The following is a 22279-nucleotide window of genomic DNA, read 5'->3' on the forward strand; positions in this document are numbered from 1 at the left end:
GCGTTTTTCCTTTTCATCTACATATCCCATCTACATATCCCTTTTATATATAATTTCATCACTCATTTTACTGATAATTCCTGCATCTAAATAAGCAAAATTCTCCATGCCTTCACATGTTTCCCTCTTCCTTCGCACATGCTAGTAATGAGGTGATAGATGATGAGGAAATTCATACGATTCATACCTATACTTATTATAATATGCACACTATTCGACACTCCTATTTTACATGCAGAAACATACCCTAATAAGCCTGAGCTTCCAGAAGAGGAAAAGGAAGCGATAAATAGAATGCTTGTGATCGTTGATTCCAATTCCTACGATGCTGTGAAACATAAGGTTGAGAAAATGAAAAAAGTGAAAATCCTACATACGTATGAGCATGCGTTTCATGGGTTTTCTATAGAAGGAGATCCGCTAGTTCTTCAAACCATAAATGAGCTAGAAGGGGTTCGCCATGCAAGTGAAGTGATAACGTATGCTCCTCATCTTATGGAAAATGTGACGTTAATCGGTGGTGATGAGGTACGTGGAATGTATGATCAAGAAAAACGACGATTAACAGGAAAAGGAGTGAAGGTGGCCGTTATTGACACGGGGGTTGATTATCATCACCCTGACCTTGATCAAAACTATACTGGTGGCATGGACTTTATTGATGGTGACGAAGATCCCATGGAAACATTGGCTGAAGATGGTGATGAAACATTACACGGAACACATGTGGCTGGCATTATTGCGGCAAATGGAAGGCTAAAAGGTGTTGCCCCTGAGGCGGAGATTATTGCTTACCGAGCACTAGGTCCTGGTGGTATGGGGTCATCGGATCAAGTGATAGCAGCTATTGATCAAGCAATCGAGGATAAGGTAGATATCCTTAATCTTTCCTTGGGAAATAACGTGAATGGTCCTGATTGGCCGACGAGTCGTGCACTTGATCGAGCAGTTGAGGCTGGAATTGTAGCAGTAACATCTAGTGGTAACTCTGGTCCAGGAGTGTGGACAGTAGGTTCACCTGGAACGTCTGCGAAGGCTATATCTGTTGGTGCTTCCTCACCCCCGTTAAAAAAACCATACTTACAGATTGCTGGACTGAAGGAGAAAATAGTGATTGAACCGTTACAAGGAGCAAGTCCGTGGGATCTCACCTCTGTTCATCACATTGTAGAAGCGGGAATTGGAGAGAAACAAGACCTATTAAAGGATGTGAAGGGGCAAATTGCCCTTATTGAAAGAGGGAAGCTTTCTTTTACGGAGAAAGTATTGAATGCCAAGGATGCTGGTGCAAAAGCAGTAATCATATCAAATAATCTGAAAGGGAATTTTATCGGATCATTAGAAATCCCGGTTGAGATTCCAGTAGTCTCTGTTTCAAAAGAAGATGGAAACAAAATAAAAAAACAGATACAGAAATCGCAATCCTCTGTAAGGACAATCTTTCAAGAAGAAAAGGATACGCTAGCTGATTTTAGCTCAAGAGGACCTGTTACGAATACATGGGCAATTAAACCAGATGTGGTTGCGCCGGGTGTAGCAATCGAAAGTACTGTACCAGATGGTTATATGGCATTACAAGGGACAAGTATGGCGGCTCCGCATGTTGCAGGTGCATGTGCACTTATAAAACAAGCACATCCAAATTGGAACCCCGAACAAGTGAAAGCATCACTGATGAATACAGCATCAAGGCTTATTGATAAAGAAAAGCATCTTTTAAAACCAACAGAGCAAGGAACAGGACGGATTAATATAACGAAGGCAATTGAAGCCGAGGTGTTAGCTTATCCAGGTAGCTTTAGTTTTGGGAAATTCGAACGTCATCAAACTAGGGCGAAAAGAGTTTGGACACTTACGCTAGATAATCAGTCTGATGATAGACAAAAGATTTCATTTGTTACTCCTAAAAGTAAGCAAGGTATTTCATGGTCGTTACCTAAGACGATCTATTTAGAGAAGGGAGAAAAAAAGGAGATGACAATAGGAATTGACATCACACCATCCTTAGTTGAAGCTGGCATTCATCAAGATTGGTTGGAACTAGAGCAAGGAAATCATATTCTAAAGCTTCCATATCTATATGTGATCGATGAGCCGAACTATCCGCGTGTAATGGGCTTTGAATTTGGCTACAGTGATAAAAAAAACGCATATATGTATCAAACCTATTTGCCAGGAGGAGCAGATGAGCTAGGAGTAGCATTATACGATCCAGATACAATGGTGTTTCTAGGATTTTTAGATTGGAAGAGAAATGTTTCGAGGGGACTTTTTGAGAGGGAAATTAATATAGAAACTACAAAATGGAAGGATGGCGTATATAAAGCAATCCTTTTTGCGAAAAAAGATGGACTGGAAAATCAAGTAGAAGCAGATATTTTACTAGGTGAATAATTAATGAACATAATTATGTCAAGAGGAAATGTGAACAATTTGTGATGTTTCTTACAAAGTTGTGAACTAATAACTTGAAACAGATTGACATGTCCAATATGCTATTGTATGCTATACGAGGGTGTAATGATAAGGTTTTCAAAACCTGAAAAAACCCACAGTTTAACCCCTAAATCCGTTATAAATCTATAGTGAGGATTTATAAAATGCGACAAAAAAACGCCATCCACTTTATGCGATGGGCCTCAAGGCAGCTATCCTTTCTCACTTAGTAGGACCGACAATTATTGGTGTTTTTGTTGGGAGATGGGTAGATAGCTATTTTAAATCAGAGCCTCTGTTTTTAATCGTAGGTCTTCTGCTCGGGCTAGGAATTGGAATTTACGCCATGTACCATTTAGTCCAACACTATTTTTCAGGAGATTAACATTTCATGTTTGATTTACAACTAATGTTTCACAGTTATAAGAAGTACATATTCTATCTACTAGCCCTTTATGTATTGGGCTGGGGGCTAACGGATTATCAACAGATCTTCTTAGGCCTCATTATTGGAACAAGCATCAGTTTTTATAATTTGTGGATGTTGGTTAGAAAATCTACTCAATTTGGAGAAGCGCTAGCAAATGGGCGGAAAGTGACATTAGGAACAGCCACTAGAATGGCTTCAGCTATTGTCGGTGTTTTTTTTGCCTTGAAATTTCCTGAGTATATAGATTTGATAAGTGTAGTTTTGGGATTAATGACGATGTACGTTGTCATTATGATAGATTTTTTATTGAAGCATTTACGTTAATAGCTGGAAGAGAGGTGAATCAATTTGAATCATGGAAGTCCTGTGATAGATTTATTTGGTTTAACTTTTAATTTATCAAATGTCTTAATGATTACTATTGCAAGTGCGATTGTCTTTTTAATAGCTATTATTTGTACACGCACACTAGCAATGAAACCTACCGGTGCACAGAACTTCATTGAATGGATATTAGATTTCGTAAGAAACATTATCAGCAGTACAATGGACTGGAAAACAGGTAGTCGATTTATAACACTAGGCTTTACAGTGTTACTATATGTTTTTGTATCAAATATGTTAGGGTTACCTTTTGCAATTATTGTTGATCATGAACTTTGGTGGAAATCACCAACAGCAGACCCTGCTATCACATTAACACTTGCAGTAATGATCGTAACTTTAACACATTATTATGGTATAAAAATGAAGGGTGCAAAGGAATACGGGAAGGAATTCTTCCGCCCGATGAAATTTATGTTCCCTCTTAAAATTATTGAGGAATTCTCCAATACGTTAACACTTGGTCTTCGTCTTTACGGTAACATTTTTGCAGGTGAAATCCTGTTAGGGTTGCTTGCAGGTCTTGCTATAGGTGGATACGAATCAAGTCTATTTAGCGGTATATTTGGAACAATCGTTGCTGCTGTGCCGATGTTAATCTGGCAAGCATTCAGTATTTTCATTGGATCAATTCAAGCATTTGTATTTACAATGTTAACAATGGTGTATATGGCGCACAAAGTGAGCCATGACCATTAATTATATATTATAAAAAATGTATTTATACTCAAGGAGGAATTATATAATGGGAGCTTTAGCTGCTGCAATTGCAATTGGATTAGCTGCATTAGGTGCAGGTTTAGGTAATGGTATGATCGTATCACGTACAGTAGAAGGAATTGCTCGTCAACCAGAAGCGAAAAATGATCTTCAAACAACAATGTTCATCGGGGTTGCGTTAGTAGAGGCGATTCCTATCATCGCTGCTGTTATTGCATTTATCGTAATGTTCCAATAATCGTAACACTGTATTATAAATCATGGTTCATAGTGGCGAAGTCGTCTCAAAACGAGAATCTTCGCCATTCCTTTATGTGGAAATCACAATTATGTTTGACTCTTTAAAAGGATTATTATTCTTTTATCCTAACAATTTGTGCTGGCTGTCATGGTCTTTTACACACGATATAATGGTGTTTGTGATCTTTAACCAAGCACAAATTCATATTAAGTATGTTGAATCCGTCATATTTTTAAATAATCATAACCCATCATGGAACTCTTGAAGGGAGTGAAACCGAGCTATGTTAACTTTTGATCTTGCATTAGGTGCTGCTACAGGCGGCCTAAATACAGGTGATATTATATTTCAGCTTGTTATGTTTCTTGTCCTATTAGCATTATTAAAGAAATATGCGTTAGGACCAGTTATGAACATAATGAAGCAACGTGAAGAACATATTGCTAATGAAATTAACAGTTCAGAAGAACGAAATAAAGAAGCACAAAAGCTAGTTGAAGAACAGCGTGAGCTTTTAAAACAAGCACGTGTTGAGGCACAAAGCTTAGTTGAGAATGCGAAAAAGCTTGGTGAGCAACAAAAAGAAGACATCATCCAAGCAGCTCGCTCTGAAGCAGGACGTCTTAAAGACTCTGCACTTAAAGAAATCGAGCAACAAAAGGATCAAGCTGTTGCAGCATTACGCGAGCAGGTTGCGTCTCTATCTGTTATGATCGCATCTAAAGTTATCGAAAAAGAGTTGAATGAACAAGAGCAAGAGAAATTGATCAATGACTACATTAATGAGGTAGGCGAAGGTCGATGAGCAAAGGAATCGTTGCAAAACGTTATGCGGTAGCTCTTTTTCAACTTGCAAAAGAAAAAAACTCGGTTGATCAAATCGAATCAGAATTACTTGTTGTAAAGGAAGTCTTTACATCAAATAAAGAACTAGCAGAAGTTCTAAACCATCCTAAAATTAAAAATGAAACGAAAAAATCGCTAATTAAAGAAGCGTTTACAGGTCTTTCAGAGGCTGTTGTTAACACATTGTTCTTATTAGTAGATCGTCATCGTTCAGACGTAGTTTCAGGCATGGTAGAGCATTTTGTTGAAAAAGCAAATGAAAGTCGTGGGACAGAAGATGCGATTGTATACTCTGTTCGTCACCTATCAGAAACAGAATTATCTTCTATTTCTGCTTCTTTTGCTAAGAAAATCGGTAAACATTCATTACGCCTACAAAATATTGTAGATCCAAGCTTAATTGGTGGAGTAAAACTACGAATTGGCAATCGTATTTATGATGGTAGCGTTAGTGGAAAGCTTGAACGTATAGAGCGACAATTAGTCGCGAATAGATTGTAGATAGGGGTGAAACTCATGAGCATCAAAGCTGAAGAAATTAGTGCGCTTATAAAAAAGCAAATCGAAAACTATCAGTCTGATATAAAAGTTAGCGATGTTGGTACTGTAATCCAAGTTGGGGACGGTATCGCTCGTGCTCATGGCCTCGACAATGTCATGGCTGGAGAGCTTGTAGAATTCGCAAACGGCGTTATGGGTATGGCTCAGAACCTTGAGGAAAATAACGTTGGTATTATTATTTTAGGACCTTACACAGATATCCGTGAAGGTGACGAAGTTCGTCGTACAGGACGCATCATGGAGGTTCCTGTAGGTGAAGCATTAATCGGTCGTGTTGTAAACTCATTAGGACAACCAGTTGATGGTTTAGGCCCAATTGAAACAACAAAAACAAGACCAATTGAAAGTCCAGCACCTGGTGTTATGGACCGTAAATCTGTTCATGAACCACTTCAAACTGGTATTAAAGCGATTGACGCTCTTGTACCAATTGGTCGTGGACAACGTGAGTTAATTATCGGTGACCGTCAAACAGGTAAAACATCTGTAGCAATTGATACAATCTTGAACCAAGCAGATCAAGATATGGTATGTATCTACGTTGCAATCGGACAAAAAGAATCAACTGTTCGTGGAGTTGTTGAAACGTTACGTAAGCACGGTGCACTAGATTACACAATTGTTGTAACAGCTTCTGCATCACAACCAGCACCAATGTTATTCTTAGCTCCTTATGCTGGGGTAACAATGGGTGAGGAATTCATGTATAACGGCAAGCACGTTCTTGTTGTATACGATGATCTTTCTAAACAAGCTGCGGCTTATCGTGAGCTTTCACTATTACTACGTCGTCCTCCAGGTCGTGAAGCATACCCTGGTGACGTATTCTACTTACATTCACGTTTACTAGAGCGTGCTGCAAAATTAAGTGATGCAAAAGGTGGAGGTTCCCTAACTGCCTTACCATTCATTGAGACACAAGCAGGTGACGTTTCGGCTTATATTCCTACAAACGTTATCTCAATCACTGATGGACAAATCTTCCTTCAGTCTGACCTGTTCTTCTCTGGCGTACGCCCAGCGATTAACGCAGGTTTATCTGTATCTCGTGTTGGTGGTTCAGCGCAAATTAAAGCAATGAAGAAGGTTGCGGGTACGCTTCGTCTTGACTTAGCATCATACCGTGAACTTGAAGCATTTGCTCAATTCGGTTCTGACCTTGATAAAGCAACACAAGCAAAATTAAACCGTGGTGCTCGTACGGTTGAAGTACTGAAGCAAGGTTTAAATAAACCATTAAGAGTTGAAAAGCAGGTTGCTAGTCTATATGCGTTAACTCGTGGCTTCCTTGATGAAATTCCTGTAGCGGATATCACTCGTTTTGAAGAAGAGTTCCATGCATACTTAGATCAAAACCATGCTTCACTTCTTGAAGGAATTCGTACAACTGGCGGACTTCCAAAAGATGAAGATATGAAAGCAGCGATCGAGAGCTTTAAAAAGACTTTTGCTGTATCAGAGTAAGGAAATATGTATCTAAGTGAAGGCTGATAGCTTTCACTTAGATTGTTAATAGAGATCAAAAAGGTGGTGAGAACCTTTGGCATCATTACGCGATATAAAATCAAGAATTACGTCTACGAAAAAGACAAGTCAGATCACAAAAGCAATGGAAATGGTTTCTGCAGCAAAGCTAAATCGTGCAGAAAACAACGCTAAGGCTTTTGGACCTTACATGAACAAAATTCAAGAGGTAGTTGCAAGTATAGCAAATGGAAGCTCTGATGTGAGCCATCCGATGCTAGAAAGCAGACCTGTAAAGCGTACTGGCTACTTAGTCATCACTTCTGACCGTGGGTTAGCAGGTGCATTCAACAGTAGTATTCTGAGAGCAGTTTATCAAGCGGTTCAGAAGCGCCATAAATCAAATGATGAATTTGTAATCATTGCAATTGGTAAAATTGGTCGTGATTTCTTTAAGAAGCGTGGCATGAACGTCATTTCTGAAATAACAGGACTCGGCGATGAAACGAACTTCTCTAGCATTAAAGATATCGCAAGCAATGCCGTTAACATGTTTGCAGATGAAACGTTTGATGAGCTTTACATGTACTACAACCATTTCGTAAGTGCTATCCAACAGGATGTAACAGAGAAGAAGCTTCTTCCACTTTCAGATATTTCTTCCGATTCTAGACTAACTTCTTATGAGTTTGAACCGAATCAAGAGGAAATCCTTGAAGTGTTATTACCTCAATATGCTGAAAGTCTCATCTACGGAGCATTACTTGATAGTAAAGCTTCTGAGCATGCAGCACGTATGACGGCTATGAAGAATGCGACTGACAATGCGAAAGAGCTTATTAACGGCTTAACATTACAATATAACCGTGCACGTCAAGCAGCGATTACTCAGGAAATTACTGAGATCGTCGGCGGAGCTGCGGCATTAGAATAGGTTATAACATAGCTTCAACCTAGTGTTGTTGTCTAGCTTCAGCGCCACCTCTCTGAGTCATAAGAAGAGTAGGAAATGAAGGGAAATAACCCCCTTCTTTTCCTACACGGTTTATGATTGTCCCGAGGCTAAGCAAGGCGCTTACGCATTTTTTAGATAGGAGGGAAAACGATGAATAAAGGACGCATTACTCAAATTATGGGTCCGGTTGTTGACGTAAAGTTCGAAAGCGGTCAACTTCCTGACATTTATAATGCCCTTACAATTAAAACAGACAGTATCGATTTAACGTTAGAGGTTGCCTTACATTTAGGTGATGATACAGTTCGTACTGTTGCCATGTCTTCAACGGATGGACTTGTACGTGGCACTGAAGTAACAGATACAGGTGCAGCGATTTCTGTACCAGTTGGTGACGTAACTCTTGGTCGTGTATTCAACGTTTTAGGAGATAACATTGACTTGGATGAACCAATTCCAGCAGAATCTCGTCGTGACCCAATTCACCGCGAAGCACCTAAGTTTGATCAACTATCAACAGAGGTTGAGATTCTTGAAACAGGTATCAAAGTAGTAGACTTACTTGCTCCTTATATCAAGGGTGGTAAGATCGGTCTATTCGGTGGTGCCGGTGTAGGTAAAACGGTATTAATTCAGGAGTTAATTAACAACATCGCTCAAGAGCACGGTGGTATTTCCGTATTCGCAGGTGTTGGTGAGCGTACTCGTGAAGGAAATGACCTTTACCATGAGATGACTGACTCTGGTGTTATCAAGAAAACAGCAATGGTATTCGGACAAATGAATGAGCCACCTGGAGCTCGTATGCGTGTTGCTCTAACTGGTCTTACAATGGCTGAATACTTCCGTGATGATCAAGGACAAGACGTTCTATTCTTCATGGATAATATTTTCCGTTTCACACAAGCAGGTTCAGAGGTTTCTGCCTTACTTGGCCGTATGCCTTCTGCCGTTGGTTACCAACCAACACTTGCGACAGAAATGGGTCAATTACAAGAGCGTATCACGTCTACTAACGTTGGATCTGTTACATCTATCCAAGCAATTTACGTTCCTGCCGATGACTATACGGATCCGGCTCCAGCAACGACATTTGCTCACTTAGATGCAACAACAAACTTAGAGCGTAAATTATCTGAAATGGGTATTTACCCTGCGGTAGATCCTCTTGCATCAACTTCACGTGCCTTATCACCTGAAGTTGTTGGAGAAGAACACTACAATGTTGCACGTCAAGTACAACAAACTTTACAGCGTTATAAAGAGCTTCAAGATATTATTGCTATCCTAGGTATGGATGAATTATCTGAAGAAGATAAGCAAACTGTTGCACGTGCTCGTCGCGTTCAGTTCTTCTTATCTCAAAACTTCCACGTTGCAGAGCAGTTTACTGGTCAAAAAGGTTCTTATGTTCCTGTTAAAGAAACTGTTCGTGGATTTAAAGAGATTCTTGAAGGTAAGTACGATCACCTTCCAGAGGATGCGTTCCGTCTAGTTGGACGTATTGAAGAAGTAATTGAAAGTGCAAAACAAATGGGTGTAGAAGCCTAATTAAGGGACCTAGGAGGGTATGAGTATGAAGACAGTATTAGTTAATGTCGTTACTCCCGATGGCCCAGTTTACGATGCAGACGTAGAAATGGTGAGTGTTAAAGCTCAAAGTGGTGAGCTTGGTATTTTACCAGGTCATATTCCTATGGTTGCCCCATTGCGAATTGGAGCAGTTCGCCTAAAGCAAGGGAGCAGCACTGAATTCGTTGCTGTTACTGGCGGCTTTATCGAAGTACGACCTGACAAGATTACGATCTTAGCACAGGCAGCTGAACGTGCAGAGTCAATCGATGTGGCTCGTGCAAAAGAAGCAAAAAAACGTGCAGAAGAGCGTCTGAATCATAAAACAGATGATATCGACTTTAAACGTGCAGAACTAGCACTTCAACGTGCCATCAACCGTTTAAACGTAACGAAATAATGGAAAAAAGATGGTGCAACTATGTGCCATCTTTTTTTGTTGATAAGAAATTTCCTGGTAAATAAGTACATAAAAAGGTTAGTGTAAAATAGAAAATAGGATGAAATAAATACAGGAATTGGAATTTTTAATAGGGAAGGTTTAATCAATCCCAGCTAGATCGATATAATATTCGCTTTCTAGCACCACTGTTATTCTACTATTGAAAACCCCTTTATTAATTGTTGGCTGTGTTCATGTTTTACATGTTTTATGTTGACTTTACTCTGTATTAAGTGGAGTCTCCAGGGAAAGCGAATACCTGTAACAGAAAGCAACCACTGAGTTTCTCAGAGCTAATATTTCAAGGATAGATGTAACCGCTTGTATTTCAATTACATTAGTCTGATAAGGTAACACCAAGGTTGAGCGAGTAACGAGTATAAGGGAGGGGGAATTGGGGCTTAAATGAATAGTTTAAAGAGAGTGACGTACAATATGAAAGGATTAGTAGATCATGTTATACACTTCAGAACTAATTCTTTTCTAATACGAAAAAACCACACCTATAAGGTGCGGTGGGAGAAAGGATAGAGATAGCAACGATAACAGGTCAGCTAGCTTCATTCCTTGCAGAACTTTTTCATCCGCTCATAGCGATGTGTAAGTACTCCACTACTTGCGTCCTTTTTCATTAAATACAAATGAGAAAACATGTTTTCAAAGAATAAATGGTTTCGACCATAACGGATACCCATTGTGTATTTTTTATCCTCAAAGGCATATTCCTGTACAATCCACTCTGCGTCACTCCCGTAATTGCGGATAAGAGTCTCACAAACATATAGACTTAAACACTGTTCTACTTCTTCGATTGTTACTTGTAAATCAAAGAAAAGATTTTGCTGAAATAATGAAAAGTAAAATTCTTCTAGTTTTTGTAGGCTTTGAATTGTATAGGTAAACGGAATAGTGAATTCCTCGCATAATTGTTCTAATAACGATAGTTGTTCTTTTCTCAATTCATAGAAATAGGCTTTTGCTGCGAATAGATTATCGAAAGAAAGCAATTGTTTGCCATATTCCTTTGTTATTACATTATCGTGGTCAAAATGAGGTTCCATAGCTGACTCCTCCTGTCTCCATTTAAGGAATGAATATACCTGAAAAAGTATATCACGTGAGACATGAAGTTTAAATCTGTAACAGTCTTTTCATAATGGAGGGAAATTTTAGGATCTTTCCTTACATAAAATAAACAAGTTACGGTAAAAACCTGATGTTCCTATTAATAAGTAGAGGTGGTTTATATATAGTTTGAAACCTTGAATGGTTGGGAAACGTACTAATTATGAGGGGTATTACTTTTAGATTGTAAAATTCAATGATGTATTCGTTAAAAATTTATTAATTTTAAAAATCATTCATGTTACAGAACTTTCTTTATATAATGGGAAAGGGTATATACCAACTGAAAGATTGTCAAACTTTTTTTAATCATTAGGCAAAAATATGCTTGTTTTTCTAAAAAATTCATGTATGATTTAAATTGCTTTCTGTCTTTTCTTTATACTATCTGAAAGTCTTTCTTTGGATTTTGAAACGATAGGGGAAGAAAAACGAAGGCTAACGCCATGAATTCCTAAAAAGCGTTAGTAAGTGCCGATAATGAATGGACTATACACTCCGATCTAATGTAAAAGGGAGCAATGATATGCTTACCATTATGGGTGTGCCTTCATTCATGCTTTTGTAGGCGCGTCATATTTTTAGATTTGGAGGGATTAGTGTGCCCGATTATGGACAAATAGCTCTAATCAGTATGCTTGTAAATCTTATGTTCATGGTCATCACATGGTGGGCTTTACAAGCGTTAAACATTGAGAAATGGATAAAACCGGGCAAAGTGGTTCAAGCAAGAGCACTCTTACTATTATTGACGATTGCAATAGGATCTATGGTTAGCAGTTTCTTCCTGGATTATTTGCTTTGGTCACAACAGCTTCCATCACTTTTTTAAAAAACATAGCTTCGTCCTTATACCTGTGTTTATAGGTATTAGGAACTGGGAAAAGAAGCTACATAAAGCGTAATGTTAGATAGTGGCTCACAACTTGAGTTTTGTCTAAATATGACGAGTTTTTCCACGTATGAGTCATGTCTATCCGGTAACAATGTTACTAAGGAGAGGACGTGACCGGATATGAGAAAAAAAGAATGGATAATGGCTGTCGTTATTTTATTTCTAGGATTAAGTATGGTAAACAATATAGGGGCACAAGGGAACGATTCGAAGCTTGAGCTTATATCAAGTGCTTTGGAAAAACGAAACATTGAAGTTTCTGAATGGTCCTTATATTCAAAAAAGAATATTGAAAAAAAATCAATCTCTGAAGTGAAACAAATGACAAGTCAGTATCGTCAATATACATGGACTTTTATGAAAGAGAATGATGTGTTTAAAGCAGTCGGTATACGTAATGATGAAGAAAAAGCTGTTACCGAAAAGTTTCAAATCATTACTACCCTCACAAACCACCATTCACAAACGTATATGTTATTTGAGGTATTGGGGACGAAAGAGATTGATAATTGGAATGCGATGTCAGAAGCAATCCATGCGCAAATATTCGACATATTTCAAGAAGATTCTGCAATATATGCTTGTATGATGGGTACAGTAAGTGATAAGATGAAAGATAGTTTAATTAATGAAACCGATATTATTTTAGGACTTTTTCAAGCTGAGCCTGTGGAAGAATTAACAGAAGAAAACTTCCTCTCAATATCAGCTGAAACCCCATTATGGGAAGACTTTATTCCAACAAATGACGATAAAATGAATATGCAAATTGCATTACGTACTGACGGATTGGGCGGTAAAACTACGGTCGTTATAGGAACACCAATCATTACGTCTGAATATTAATATAGAGAAATTGGGACGCGGAGGGGAATACTTTGGATAAAATCATCGTCCGCGGCGGTCGTAAGTTAAACGGTACTGTGAAAGTTGAAGGAGCAAAAAATGCCGTTTTGCCAGTTATCGCTGCATCATTGTTAGCAAGTAAAGATAAAAGTATTATAAGTGATGTACCTACGCTCTCCGATGTGTATACAATTAATGAAGTTCTTCGCCACTTAGGCGCAGATGTCCATTTTGAAAATAATCAAGTAATTGTAGATGCATCAAAAGAGCTGTCAACAGAAGCACCATTTGAATATGTAAGAAAAATGCGTGCATCTGTATTAGTAATGGGAGCTTTATTAGCACGTAATGGTTCTGCACGAGTTGCATTACCAGGTGGATGTGCTATTGGTTCTCGTCCTATTGATCAACATCTTAAAGGCTTTGAAGCAATGGGTGCAACAATTCAGGTCGGTAACGGCTTTATTGAAGCACAGGTAGAAGGAAGATTAAAGGGTGCTAAGATTTATTTAGACTTCCCAAGTGTTGGCGCAACAGAAAATATTATCATGGCAGCATCATTAGCTGAGGGAACGACTGTTATTGAGAATGTTGCAAAAGAACCTGAGATTGTGGATTTAGCAAACTATATCAACGCTATGGGTGGAAAAATCCGTGGTGCTGGTACTGGAACAATTCGTATTGAAGGTGTAGAAGCATTAAATGGTGCACATCATACGATTATTCCTGACCGCATTGAAGCAGGAACATTTATGGTAGCAGCAGCCATTACGCAAGGGAATGTCCTTGTCCAAGGTGCTGTACCAGAACATTTAACGTCTCTTATTGCAAAAATGGAAGAAATGGGCGTAGAAATTATTGAGGAAAAAGATGGACTTCGTGTAATAGGACCAGAAACATTAAAATCCATTGACCTTAAAACAATGCCACATCCAGGATTCCCAACAGATATGCAATCACAAATGATGGCACTACTTCTTCGTGCAAACGGAACAAGTATGATTACAGAAACAGTTTTCGAAAATCGTTTTATGCATGTAGAAGAATTCCGTCGAATGAATGGAAATATTAAAATTGAGGGACGCTCCGTTATCATCAATGGACCAGTTTCTCTACAAGGTGCAGAAGTAGCAGCGACAGACCTTCGTGCTGGAGCAGCGTTAATTCTAGCAGGCCTTTGCGCAGATGGTCACACTCGTGTAACAGAGCTGAAGCACTTAGATAGAGGATATGTTGGCTTCCATCAGAAGTTAGCAGGCATTGGTGCAGATATTGAGCGTGTAACAGAAGAAACAGAAAAAACATCAACAGATCAGCAACAACAAGCAGCTGTATCAGATTAATATGCCTTCATAAAAGGAGCAGGATTCTTACGGGATCCTGCTTCTTTTATTTAGGATCCAAGTTTGTTGTTGTGACGACTTTACTAGAATACCTATATAGACGTCATTATATACATGGTAATTAGTACTTTTTTAAATGATTCGGTTGTTGTGGTAATTGGTATTGATGATGCTCTTATTGGTGGTGTCAGTTTTTGTTGAAAAGTGAATAAATGCTTGATTTTCGAAAATAAAATAGTGAATGTCGAAAATAAAATGCAGGATTTCGAAAATAAATAGAGTGAAAGCGAAAATAAAAGGAACATTTCCGAAAATACCCCCTTTTTAACCCGATTATCAGTCATAAAAGCTTGTCCATCCCCATATGATGAACTATAGACATTCTACTCAATCTAACCAAATGCTGATGGAGGCTTAGTTCATGAACTCAATTAAACCAGTTTTCACTGTCTTAGCAGGATTATTTTTTATTATTTTACTTATTCCTACGCTACTTGTTACGCCATTTATGGATCAATCAAAGGGGAAGCTAGGTGAGGAATTAACAGTTGCAAAAAAAGAAGTGCCAGTATTGGCTGAATCTCCTGTTGATATTCCTGTTTACCGATCTCAATTGAAAGAAATTGAAAATATCCCATTAGAAGAATATGTAGTGGGAGTTGTTGCTTCTGAGATGCCAGCAGACTTTGAGCTGGAAGCCTTAAAAGCACAGGCTTTAGCTGCTAGAACATATATTACGAAGCAAATGATGAATGAAAAAGCATTGAGTGCACCAGAAGGATCAATTGTTACAGATACACAAATACATCAGGTGTATAAAAATGTAGAGGAATTAAAAAAGATATGGGGCAAAGAATATGAGGAAAAAATAAATAAGATTACCGAGGCTGTTGCTGCAACTCAAGGTCAAATTCTTACATATGACAATAAGCCAATCGATGCTCTGTTTTTCTCGACAAGCAATGGGTTTACAGAGAATTCTGAAGCCTATTGGAAAGAGGAAATTCCATATTTACGAAGTGTAGAAAGTACGTGGGATGAGGAGTCGCCAAAGTTTTATGATCAAAAAATCATTTCCGTTCAAGAATTTGAGAAAAAATTAGGCGTGTCAATTGAAGAAGGGACAGTTGGAAAAATTACAGAGCTCACCCCTGGAAAAAGGGTAGCAAAGGTTGAAATTGGTGGCAAAACGTTTACTGGTAAAGATATTAGAGAAAAGCTGGAGTTAAAGTCTTCAGATTTTACTTGGGAGTTAAAGGGTGACTCGATCGTGATTGAAACAGAAGGCTATGGTCACGGAGTAGGCATGAGTCAATATGGAGCAAATTTCATGGCGGTTGATGGGAAAAATTATGAGGAAATTGTTTCATACTATTATAAAGGAACTGAGGTTGGAGCCGCGGAACCATTTTTATCGAAATATACAGTGAAAAAATAAGAGCCGTAGTAGGCTCTTTTTTTATAGACTTCAAAACTTATTACATAAAAGACGAGCGTTAAAGGAGAGTGTTTATCACTAATAAGATCTTATGTTCAATAGATAAACGCTCTTTTCCTCTAGTAAATGACTCATTCATACTTAATATTTACCCCTCTTAAACCAAATTCTCTTAGCTACATAGTACGAAATGAGTACCCCTGTCGTATCTTTTACAAAATCAATGATAGTCGCAGAGCGTTCGGGTACAAAGGACTGGTGAATCTCATCGGTTAGTCCGTACAGGATGGCGATGATGGCTGCGAAAATACTGGCTCTTTCACTCCATTTATTGTGAGCCTTAAGCGCGAAGGCAATTAGCCAATAAAGGATCGCAAACTCAATTAAATGAAGAGATTCCTTAAGTAAATCATCAAAGGAAAAGGGAGTTTCAACGATTGCATCTGCTGGAAAGCTAGAAAGTGTCCAAATGACTCCCATATATAAAAGTGGTGCTGATGTAAGTAAGAATTTTTTCATCACTAAAAGACTCCTTTTTATCCTTTTTAAAAAATAAGTAAAAATCATACATACTATTATAACCATAGCACATACTAAGTTTTTAAAAATTTTTCTAATAGATGTGTATATAATTCAGAAATTCTGTTCAGAATGATTTTTGAGGTGATGATAAATGAGAGAGGAAGAAAAGCAACGTACTTCTCAAAACACAAAATTACAACAATTTTTTAGAAAGCGTTGGGTATTTCCGGCAATTTACCTAATGAGTGCAGCAGTTATTCTTACAGCAGTTTTATGGTATCAAGGAATTAGTAACGATGTCGCAGAGGATTTAGAGAATAATGATCAAGGCGAAAATATTTCCCTGACAAATGAACCTGAAGCAGTAGAGGTTAATGCTTTAAAAGAAAACTTTGCAATGCCAGCAATTGATCCAGATGCGGTTCAAGTAGTGAAAAAGTTCTATGAGGCTGATGCATCAGCAGAAGATCAAGAAGCAGCGTTAGTATTCTATAACAATACGTACCGCATGAATAAAGGAATTGATATTGCAAGAGAAGATCAAAAAGAGTTTGATGTTGTTGCATCACTTAGTGGTACAGTGACAAAAGCTGAAAAAGATCCGATTTTAGGCTTTGTTGTTGAAATTGAACATGAGAATGAAGTTGTTACAGTATACCAATCTCTAGCAGACGCGAATGTACAAGCTGGTGATAAGGTACAACAAAACGAACTAATTGGGAAAGCGGGAAAGAATCTTTACAATGAAGAAGATGGAATCCACGTACACTTTGAAGTTCGTCAAGCAGGAAAAGCTGTAAACCCATTAACATATATGGATAAGCCGGTAACATCCATTGAAACAGCAAAAGAAGAAGCTGAAGTAGAAGAAGAAGCTCCAGCTGAAGATACAGAAGCTCCAAAGGAAGACGCTGAACAATCTCCAGAAACAGACAAAGATGCTGAAAAGGGAGAAACTGAAGGTAGTGAACAATCAAACGAGCCTGAGGCTTCTAATCATACATTACAATCGTAAGACTCTTCTAAGAGGTTGGTCTCCAGTGAGATTAGCCTCTTCTTTTTTCTTGCTTTATGCTGTGTAAAAGCGGTATGTAAGAAGACTCCCGGACGACTGCGGAAAGGACGAATATCTCTTGCAGAAATCAACATCCATGGTTAAGAGTCACTTTCTTTAACAAAACAAGGAAAAACATATACCCCAATCCACCACCTACAGTATTTAAAAGAAGATCATCAACATCAAAAGCCCCAACCCAAAAATAAAACTGAAGGCACTCCACAGAAAGAGAAAGCATAAAAGTCCCCACTATGACGGAATACACCCTTCTTAAAGAAGGGAAGAGTAGAGGCAGAAACACCCCAAATGGAAGAAAGGCTAGAATGTTTCCAACAAACTCATCTGTTAGAGAAAAACCGTCATAGCTTCTCATATATCGATTGATTGTTTCAAAGGGAATGAGATTATAGGTGCGAGTCCCCTCAATCGATTGACGGTATTGAGAAAAAAATAATAAATAAAATAGAGTGGCTAGATAAATCAGAAAGAGAAAAAAAGACATCCCTTTTATAGCTCTTTTCATAAAAAGTCTCCTATCACCATTATTTTTTCCTGATCAAAATGTGATTGCTTTAGTCTATTTTCAGCTAGAATGTTGCTTCGGTAACATTGTAATATGATGGAAGGCTCTCTTCAAACAGAGAGCGTCTTTTTTTCCTTACCTACAGGATATTTCTCTCATTCAAAGTCCCTTACATTAAAATACCATAGGCTAGTCATTTCTGTTAGAGGCTTGCAAGATCTGTCGATAAAATAATTAACTGAATCTTCCTATTTTTATTGACCGGTTAGTATGTTCATTGCATAATTATAAGGGTAAAAGAGAGGGAGGAGATGTTTATATAAGATAAAATGATAACGCTTACAAATAATGAAGGAGGATTCAATTGCTTATTCTACTTTTCTTGTTTGGAGTTACAGGATTTAGTCTTGTTATGTGCTTAAAAAAGAAAAAACCTCATTTTTTACTCATCCCTGTTGGAACCATACTACTCTACTTAGTCATACAAATCGCACTAGTACCTGCACCATTTCTAGAAACCTTAAAATTTATTTTTAGCTTATCTTAATCTGCAAACCAATTTAATATGGAGGTGCCTTATGAAGAAAATTGATAAAAAGGTAGCAGATGCGTATTTCAAAGAGCGGACGAGAAATATTGTCATCTATTTACTCATTGGTTTTGTAGCATCCTTTGGAGTTGTGTTATTTGCGGAGCCTTTAAGCGCAATGACGATTAACGGGTTTCCTTTTCATTATTTTATGGGAGCTCAAGGGGCCATTGTTATTTTTATTATCCTATTATTTGTTAATGCGAAGGTAAGTGACACTATTGATAAAAAGTACGGAATTGATGAAAGTAAGAATGTTCAGCTAAGTACTGGAAAATCGGTCGAACATTCCTGAGTATATCCAAAACGAAGAGAAATAGGGAAAAGGGGGATCTTCATTGGACGGTCAATTTCTTGTTTCATTAACCATTATCTTACTTACATTTGCTTTGTATATAGGAATCGCGGTTTACAATAAGGCAAAGGAAACCTCAGACTTCTATGTAGCAGGCCGTGGTGTCCCACCAATTTTTAACGGGATGGCCATAGGGGCAGATTGGATGAGTGCTGCATCCTTCATTGGTTTAGCAGGAACGATCATGCTCTTAGGTTATGATGGTTTGGCTTATATTATGGGGTGGACAGGTGGATATTTGCTTTTGACGTTTTTACTAGCCCCTCAGCTACGGAAGTATGGTCGTTATACTGTTCCAGAGTTTATCGGAGATCGTTATAATAGCCATACAGCAAGGGTGATCGCTGCTATTTGTACGATTATTATTAGCTTTACGTACTCGATTGGGCAATTATCTGGTTCTGGGGTAGTTATCGGTCGTTTGTTTGAGATTGATGCCAAGCTTGGTACGCTTATTGGAGTTGTGTTAATCGCATTTTATTCAGCGTTTGGTGGAATGAAGGGGATCACCTGGACTCAGGTAGCACAATATATCATTTTAATTATTGCCTACTTGATTCCGGTCATCTTTATGTCCCTTCAAATTACAGGTAATCCAGCACCGTGGTTGTCCTACGGAAAGATCGTAGAAGAAATGGGTGAGCTTGATCGCCAGCTAGGAATCTCTGAATATTTTGCCCCATTCACGAACGGGACGAAGTGGCAGTTTATTGCTTTAATGTTTACACTTTTAGCTGGTACTGCAGGACTTCCACACGTTATTGTTCGTTTTTACACCGTTTCTACGATGAAAGCTGCAAGATGGTCTGGAGCATGGGCATTATTGTTTATTGGACTCTTATATTTAACAGCACCAGCCTATGCTGCCTTCTCACGCTTTATTTTAATGACAAAGGTAGCAGGACAGAAAATATCAGAGCTTCCAGATTGGACTGCATCCTGGGTAAATACAGGGAAGCTACAGATTGCAGATAGTAATAGTGATGGGATCTTGCAATGGAATGAATTAATGATTGCCAATGATATTGTTGTCATGGCAACGCCAGAGATTGCAAACCTCGGTATGTTTGTGATCGGTCTTGTGGCGGCAGGTGCGATGGCTGCGGCGCTTTCAACGGCTGGAGGATTAATGATTTCGATCTCTTCCTCATTTGCACATGATATCTACTATCGCGTGTTAAAGCCTCAAGCCTCTGAGAAAAACCGATTAGCAGTGGCGAGATGGTCCATTGTGATAGCAACAGTGTTGGCAGGCTTAGTTGCATTAAACCCACCAGGGGCGATTACGCAAATCGTCGCATGGGCCTTTGCGCTTGCGTCAGGAACGTTCTTCCCTGCTTTATTAATTGGAGTCTGGTGGAAACGCTCCAACACATATGGAGTCATCTCAGGTATGTTAGCGGGTCTTGCTGTCACGCTAGGCTATATTTTTGCAGCGAAATATGGTGGTTTTATGATTTTAGGTATTATTGATACAGGAGCGGGTGTCTTTGGTGCTACAGCTGCTGTCCTAACGAATGTTATCGTTTCACTAGCCACAAAGCCTCCTTCGATACAAACACAGGAAGAGGTCTTGAACCTACGATATCCTGAGCAAATGACATATAAAGATGGCGAGGTTTGGATGGATTAATAGAATATGTACTTTTAACCACAAAGGGTAGTCTTTGTGGTTTTTTATATAGGAGACTTTCTATCTACGAAATATATATAGTAAAAAGTAATCCTACCAAAGGTTCAAATAGAGGAGAAACCATTTATTTATAAGAGTGAATATGGTATTTATTGTATGTGGTAAGCGCGGCCTATAAAGATTAATTAATTCTTTTCACATAAGGGAGGGATCAAATAGATCTATAAAACAAATCACCCCACCAATTTGTACCATCAACCTTTCATTTTCGTAGCAAATGAAAGGAGTAAAAATCGTTCTCAAAAAGAAAGACTGAGAGGATCATAGCTACAACGTGATCACATCTACCTAGTGTTCGTTTACTTGGTCTTAATAGATGTTTTATGTCATGCAAAAAAAAGACTTCTGAGACAACGTGACGATGCGTATATCAAGAGTGATCGCATAATTTTACATATTAAAGCACAGAGAGGATAGGATGATATGAAAAGGCTGAGTGTAATAATCACGTTATTCCTTGTATTAATGGGGTGTAGTCAAGAAAGCAATACAGAAGCAAATACTGAAATTGATGAAGAAAAACAGCAACAAATTCTTGACTTTGTGAATACTGACATCAATCAGATCGCGTCCTATGAAACGAAAGCGAATGAAATCTTAGCAACAGTTTCAGGTGAGAATTTTAAAAATGACCAGGAGCTTTATACGGTTTTAACAAGTCAGGTCATTCCTGAGTTCGAAAAGGCAATGGCAAAGGCGGAAGAACTTGAGGTAACAGTTGAAGAATTGGAACCTATAAAAAAGAAGGTCGTTGATGCATTAGATATTTATTACGAAGCTCTCCTGCTCGAAAAAGAAGCATTAGAGAATACAGATGAAGTCCTAATTGAGCAGTCAAATGAGAAAGTTGAAGAATATATGGTAGCAATGGATGAGTATCATAAGGAGATGGAAGAGATCACAACGAAATACGGGATAGATTATCAGAGGAACTAGGTAATCTAATGGTCGGAACGTCCAGCTTAATATTGGCTGGATTTTTTTTACATATAAACATATTCATATTTTGTACGAAGTTTAAGTGTCTAGCCACACAAGGCTGACCATGGAGACCTAAAAAACTTCATTCTTTACCATTGAAATCAAGATAGAAGATATGCCACATTGCCCTCTCCAACCATCGACAAATTTCTCGGGAAATAATCAAAAATGAAAGAAAGAGAATCCTCACTAAAATTCTTTGATTTAGCTAGAAAAGTGGCATGATTTCAAAAAAAATCAAATAAACCCTTGTCCCTCTTGACTTTTCTTGCATATATCTTAATCCAAGCTAATAAACTGTTACAAACCTATCAAAGAGAGTGTTTGAGGTGAGGGATCGTGAGTATAAGCCTAAATCGCTGTAAGAGAGTCATCATACATTCTTCTAAAGTCAGTCATCTAATGTTTATTCGTATGCGAAGCTCATTTCACACTTCTCACATCCATATTAGGGAGGTCGAGTGGTGTGCACGATTACATCAAAGAACGCACAATCAAGATTGGGAAGTATATCGTGGAGACAAAGAAAACAGTTCGCGTCATTGCGAAGGAGTTTGGTGTTTCCAAAAGTACCGTTCATAAGGATTTAACAGAAAGGTTACCTGAAATAAACCCTGATCTTGCGAATGAAGTAAAGGAAATACTTGATTATCATAAATCAATTAGGCATTTACGTGGTGGAGAAGCAACGAAACTGAAGTATAGGAAAGACGAAATTTTAGAGGAAGAACCAGTAAAGTAAACGTTATCTATACGATTCTTTGTAAATCGACAATTCCCTACATATAGCTGAAAATTATTTTACAAAATCATACTATTTTCACTATTTTATGATACAATATTTAATTAGGTTAAACTATT

At 38.2% G+C, this 22279-nt stretch carries 24 protein-coding genes; 21 read left to right on the plus strand and 3 right to left on the minus strand.

Annotation, left to right across the window (positions count from 1 at the left end; genetic code table 11):
* The first annotated feature begins 162 nt into the window (after positions 1–162).
* The 11 genes from A9C19_RS00745 to A9C19_RS00795 all read left to right on the plus strand — a co-directional run bounded on the left by A9C19_RS00745 (position 163) and on the right by A9C19_RS00795 (position 10009).
* Positions 163–2394: a S8 family serine peptidase gene (locus A9C19_RS00745; RefSeq protein ID WP_072578178.1), complete on the plus strand. Its 2232-nt coding sequence runs from the start codon at positions 163–165 to the stop codon at positions 2392–2394.
* A gap of 238 nt (positions 2395–2632) precedes the next feature.
* Complete coding sequence (locus A9C19_RS00750) at positions 2633–2821, plus strand: AtpZ/AtpI family protein (protein ID WP_072578179.1); 189 nt, start codon at positions 2633–2635, stop codon at positions 2819–2821.
* Positions 2822–2827: 6 nt separating this feature from the next.
* The gene (locus A9C19_RS00755) at positions 2828–3190 is read left to right on the plus strand and encodes an ATP synthase subunit I (RefSeq protein ID WP_072578180.1); all 363 of its coding nucleotides are present in this window, start codon (positions 2828–2830) and stop codon (positions 3188–3190) included.
* 24 nt (positions 3191–3214) lie between these two features.
* Positions 3215–3949: a F0F1 ATP synthase subunit A gene (gene atpB, locus A9C19_RS00760; RefSeq protein ID WP_072578181.1), complete on the plus strand. Its 735-nt coding sequence runs from the start codon at positions 3215–3217 to the stop codon at positions 3947–3949.
* A gap of 46 nt (positions 3950–3995) precedes the next feature.
* On the plus strand, positions 3996–4208 hold the full coding sequence (atpE, locus tag A9C19_RS00765) for a F0F1 ATP synthase subunit C (RefSeq protein ID WP_072578182.1): 213 nt from the start codon (positions 3996–3998) through the stop codon (positions 4206–4208).
* A gap of 286 nt (positions 4209–4494) precedes the next feature.
* A complete protein-coding gene (gene atpF, locus A9C19_RS00770; protein WP_072578183.1) occupies positions 4495–5016 on the plus strand; it encodes a F0F1 ATP synthase subunit B in 522 nt (173 codons plus the stop codon).
* The gene (locus tag A9C19_RS00775) at positions 5013–5558 is read left to right on the plus strand and encodes a F0F1 ATP synthase subunit delta (protein ID WP_072578184.1); all 546 of its coding nucleotides are present in this window, start codon (positions 5013–5015) and stop codon (positions 5556–5558) included. The genes atpF and A9C19_RS00775 overlap by 4 nt, the downstream gene beginning before the upstream one ends.
* Before the next feature lie 15 nt (positions 5559–5573).
* Positions 5574–7082, plus strand: coding sequence for a F0F1 ATP synthase subunit alpha (atpA, locus tag A9C19_RS00780; RefSeq protein WP_072578185.1), 1509 nt, complete (start codon positions 5574–5576; stop codon positions 7080–7082).
* Between the two features lie 76 nt (positions 7083–7158).
* Positions 7159–8016: a F0F1 ATP synthase subunit gamma gene (locus A9C19_RS00785; protein WP_072578186.1), complete on the plus strand. Its 858-nt coding sequence runs from the start codon at positions 7159–7161 to the stop codon at positions 8014–8016.
* A gap of 171 nt (positions 8017–8187) precedes the next feature.
* Positions 8188–9588, plus strand: a complete 1401-nt coding sequence (gene atpD, locus A9C19_RS00790) for a F0F1 ATP synthase subunit beta (RefSeq protein WP_072578187.1) — start codon at positions 8188–8190, stop codon at positions 9586–9588.
* Between the two features lie 25 nt (positions 9589–9613).
* Positions 9614–10009 (plus strand): F0F1 ATP synthase subunit epsilon, encoded by a 396-nt coding sequence (locus tag A9C19_RS00795; RefSeq protein WP_072578188.1) that lies wholly within the window; start codon positions 9614–9616, stop codon positions 10007–10009.
* A gap of 602 nt (positions 10010–10611) precedes the next feature.
* On the opposite strand, the gene A9C19_RS00800 is transcribed toward A9C19_RS00795, so the two are convergent.
* Positions 10612–11112 carry a hypothetical protein gene (locus A9C19_RS00800; RefSeq protein WP_072578189.1) on the minus strand — a complete coding sequence of 167 codons (501 nt, stop codon included), beginning with the start codon at positions 11110–11112 and terminating at the stop codon, positions 10612–10614.
* A gap of 698 nt (positions 11113–11810) precedes the next feature.
* On the opposite strand from A9C19_RS00800, the gene A9C19_RS00805 reads away from it, so the two are divergent.
* The 4 genes from A9C19_RS00805 (at position 11811) to spoIID (ending at position 15698) form a co-directional block, all read left to right on the plus strand.
* A complete protein-coding gene (locus A9C19_RS00805) occupies positions 11811–12008 on the plus strand; it encodes a DUF1146 family protein (RefSeq protein ID WP_099092796.1) in 198 nt (65 codons plus the stop codon).
* A 183-nt stretch (positions 12009–12191) separates the two neighbouring features.
* Entirely contained in the window at positions 12192–12917 is a 726-nt protein-coding gene (locus A9C19_RS00810) for a YwmB family TATA-box binding protein (RefSeq protein ID WP_072578191.1), read from the plus strand.
* A gap of 32 nt (positions 12918–12949) precedes the next feature.
* Positions 12950–14260: a UDP-N-acetylglucosamine 1-carboxyvinyltransferase gene (gene murA, locus A9C19_RS00815; protein ID WP_072578192.1), complete on the plus strand. Its 1311-nt coding sequence runs from the start codon at positions 12950–12952 to the stop codon at positions 14258–14260.
* Positions 14261–14681: 421 nt separating this feature from the next.
* Positions 14682–15698: a stage II sporulation protein D gene (spoIID, locus tag A9C19_RS00820; protein ID WP_072578193.1), complete on the plus strand. Its 1017-nt coding sequence runs from the start codon at positions 14682–14684 to the stop codon at positions 15696–15698.
* Positions 15699–15839: 141 nt separating this feature from the next.
* Here the strand turns inward: spoIID and A9C19_RS00825 are convergent, their stop codons facing one another.
* Positions 15840–16283 (minus strand): VanZ family protein, encoded by a 444-nt coding sequence (locus A9C19_RS00825; RefSeq protein WP_072578194.1) that lies wholly within the window; start codon positions 16281–16283, stop codon positions 15840–15842.
* Positions 16284–16371: 88 nt separating this feature from the next.
* Between A9C19_RS00825 and A9C19_RS00830 the strand changes: the two genes are divergently transcribed.
* On the plus strand, positions 16372–17235 hold the full coding sequence (locus A9C19_RS00830; RefSeq protein WP_072578195.1) for a stage II sporulation protein SpoIIQ: 864 nt from the start codon (positions 16372–16374) through the stop codon (positions 17233–17235).
* Between the two features lie 127 nt (positions 17236–17362).
* On the opposite strand, the gene A9C19_RS00835 is transcribed toward A9C19_RS00830, so the two are convergent.
* Entirely contained in the window at positions 17363–17800 is a 438-nt protein-coding gene (locus tag A9C19_RS00835; RefSeq protein ID WP_072578196.1) for a VanZ family protein, read from the minus strand.
* Positions 17801–18164: 364 nt separating this feature from the next.
* On the opposite strand from A9C19_RS00835, the gene A9C19_RS00840 reads away from it, so the two are divergent.
* The 5 genes from A9C19_RS00840 (at position 18165) to spoIIID (ending at position 22160) form a co-directional block, all read left to right on the plus strand.
* The gene (locus tag A9C19_RS00840; protein WP_072578197.1) at positions 18165–18347 is read left to right on the plus strand and encodes a hypothetical protein; all 183 of its coding nucleotides are present in this window, start codon (positions 18165–18167) and stop codon (positions 18345–18347) included.
* Positions 18348–18378: 31 nt separating this feature from the next.
* Positions 18379–18684, plus strand: a complete 306-nt coding sequence (locus A9C19_RS00845) for a DUF4212 domain-containing protein (protein WP_072578198.1) — start codon at positions 18379–18381, stop codon at positions 18682–18684.
* Between the two features lie 43 nt (positions 18685–18727).
* A complete protein-coding gene (locus A9C19_RS00850; RefSeq protein WP_072578199.1) occupies positions 18728–20377 on the plus strand; it encodes a sodium:solute symporter family protein in 1650 nt (549 codons plus the stop codon).
* 483 nt (positions 20378–20860) lie between these two features.
* Positions 20861–21373 carry a hypothetical protein gene (locus A9C19_RS00855; protein ID WP_072578200.1) on the plus strand — a complete coding sequence of 171 codons (513 nt, stop codon included), beginning with the start codon at positions 20861–20863 and terminating at the stop codon, positions 21371–21373.
* A 511-nt stretch (positions 21374–21884) separates the two neighbouring features.
* Positions 21885–22160 carry a sporulation transcriptional regulator SpoIIID gene (spoIIID, locus tag A9C19_RS00860; protein WP_072578201.1) on the plus strand — a complete coding sequence of 92 codons (276 nt, stop codon included), beginning with the start codon at positions 21885–21887 and terminating at the stop codon, positions 22158–22160.
* Positions 22161–22279 lie beyond the last annotated feature (119 nt).

The sequence above is a fragment of the Bacillus weihaiensis genome (assembly GCF_001889165.1).
Classification (GTDB): Bacteria; Bacillota; Bacilli; order Bacillales; family Bacillaceae; genus Metabacillus; species Metabacillus weihaiensis.

Bases quoted from the DNA above. Each gene is read 5' to 3' on its own strand.
- A9C19_RS00745 (WP_072578178.1), top strand. From the start codon at position 163: ATGAGGAAATTCATACGATTCATACCTATACTTATTATAATATGCACA.
- A9C19_RS00750 (WP_072578179.1), top strand. From the start codon at position 2,633: ATGGGCCTCAAGGCAGCTATCCTTTCTCACTTAGTAGGACCGACAATT.
- A9C19_RS00755 (WP_072578180.1), top strand. From the start codon at position 2,828: ATGTTTGATTTACAACTAATGTTTCACAGTTATAAGAAGTACATATTC.
- atpE (WP_072578182.1), top strand. From the start codon at position 3,996: ATGGGAGCTTTAGCTGCTGCAATTGCAATTGGATTAGCTGCATTAGGT.
- atpF (WP_072578183.1), top strand. From the start codon at position 4,495: ATGTTAACTTTTGATCTTGCATTAGGTGCTGCTACAGGCGGCCTAAAT.
- A9C19_RS00775 (WP_072578184.1), top strand. From the start codon at position 5,013: ATGAGCAAAGGAATCGTTGCAAAACGTTATGCGGTAGCTCTTTTTCAA.
- atpA (WP_072578185.1), top strand. From the start codon at position 5,574: ATGAGCATCAAAGCTGAAGAAATTAGTGCGCTTATAAAAAAGCAAATC.
- atpD (WP_072578187.1), top strand. From the start codon at position 8,188: ATGAATAAAGGACGCATTACTCAAATTATGGGTCCGGTTGTTGACGTA.
- A9C19_RS00795 (WP_072578188.1), top strand. From the start codon at position 9,614: ATGAAGACAGTATTAGTTAATGTCGTTACTCCCGATGGCCCAGTTTAC.
- A9C19_RS00800 (WP_072578189.1), bottom strand. From the start codon at position 11,112: ATGGAACCTCATTTTGACCACGATAATGTAATAACAAAGGAATATGGC.
- A9C19_RS00805 (WP_099092796.1), top strand. From the start codon at position 11,811: ATGCTTGTAAATCTTATGTTCATGGTCATCACATGGTGGGCTTTACAA.
- A9C19_RS00810 (WP_072578191.1), top strand. From the start codon at position 12,192: ATGAGAAAAAAAGAATGGATAATGGCTGTCGTTATTTTATTTCTAGGA.
- spoIID (WP_072578193.1), top strand. From the start codon at position 14,682: ATGAACTCAATTAAACCAGTTTTCACTGTCTTAGCAGGATTATTTTTT.
- A9C19_RS00825 (WP_072578194.1), bottom strand. From the start codon at position 16,283: ATGGTTATAATAGTATGTATGATTTTTACTTATTTTTTAAAAAGGATA.
- A9C19_RS00830 (WP_072578195.1), top strand. From the start codon at position 16,372: ATGAGAGAGGAAGAAAAGCAACGTACTTCTCAAAACACAAAATTACAA.
- A9C19_RS00835 (WP_072578196.1), bottom strand. From the start codon at position 17,800: ATGAAAAGAGCTATAAAAGGGATGTCTTTTTTTCTCTTTCTGATTTAT.
- A9C19_RS00845 (WP_072578198.1), top strand. From the start codon at position 18,379: ATGAAGAAAATTGATAAAAAGGTAGCAGATGCGTATTTCAAAGAGCGG.
- A9C19_RS00855 (WP_072578200.1), top strand. From the start codon at position 20,861: ATGAAAAGGCTGAGTGTAATAATCACGTTATTCCTTGTATTAATGGGG.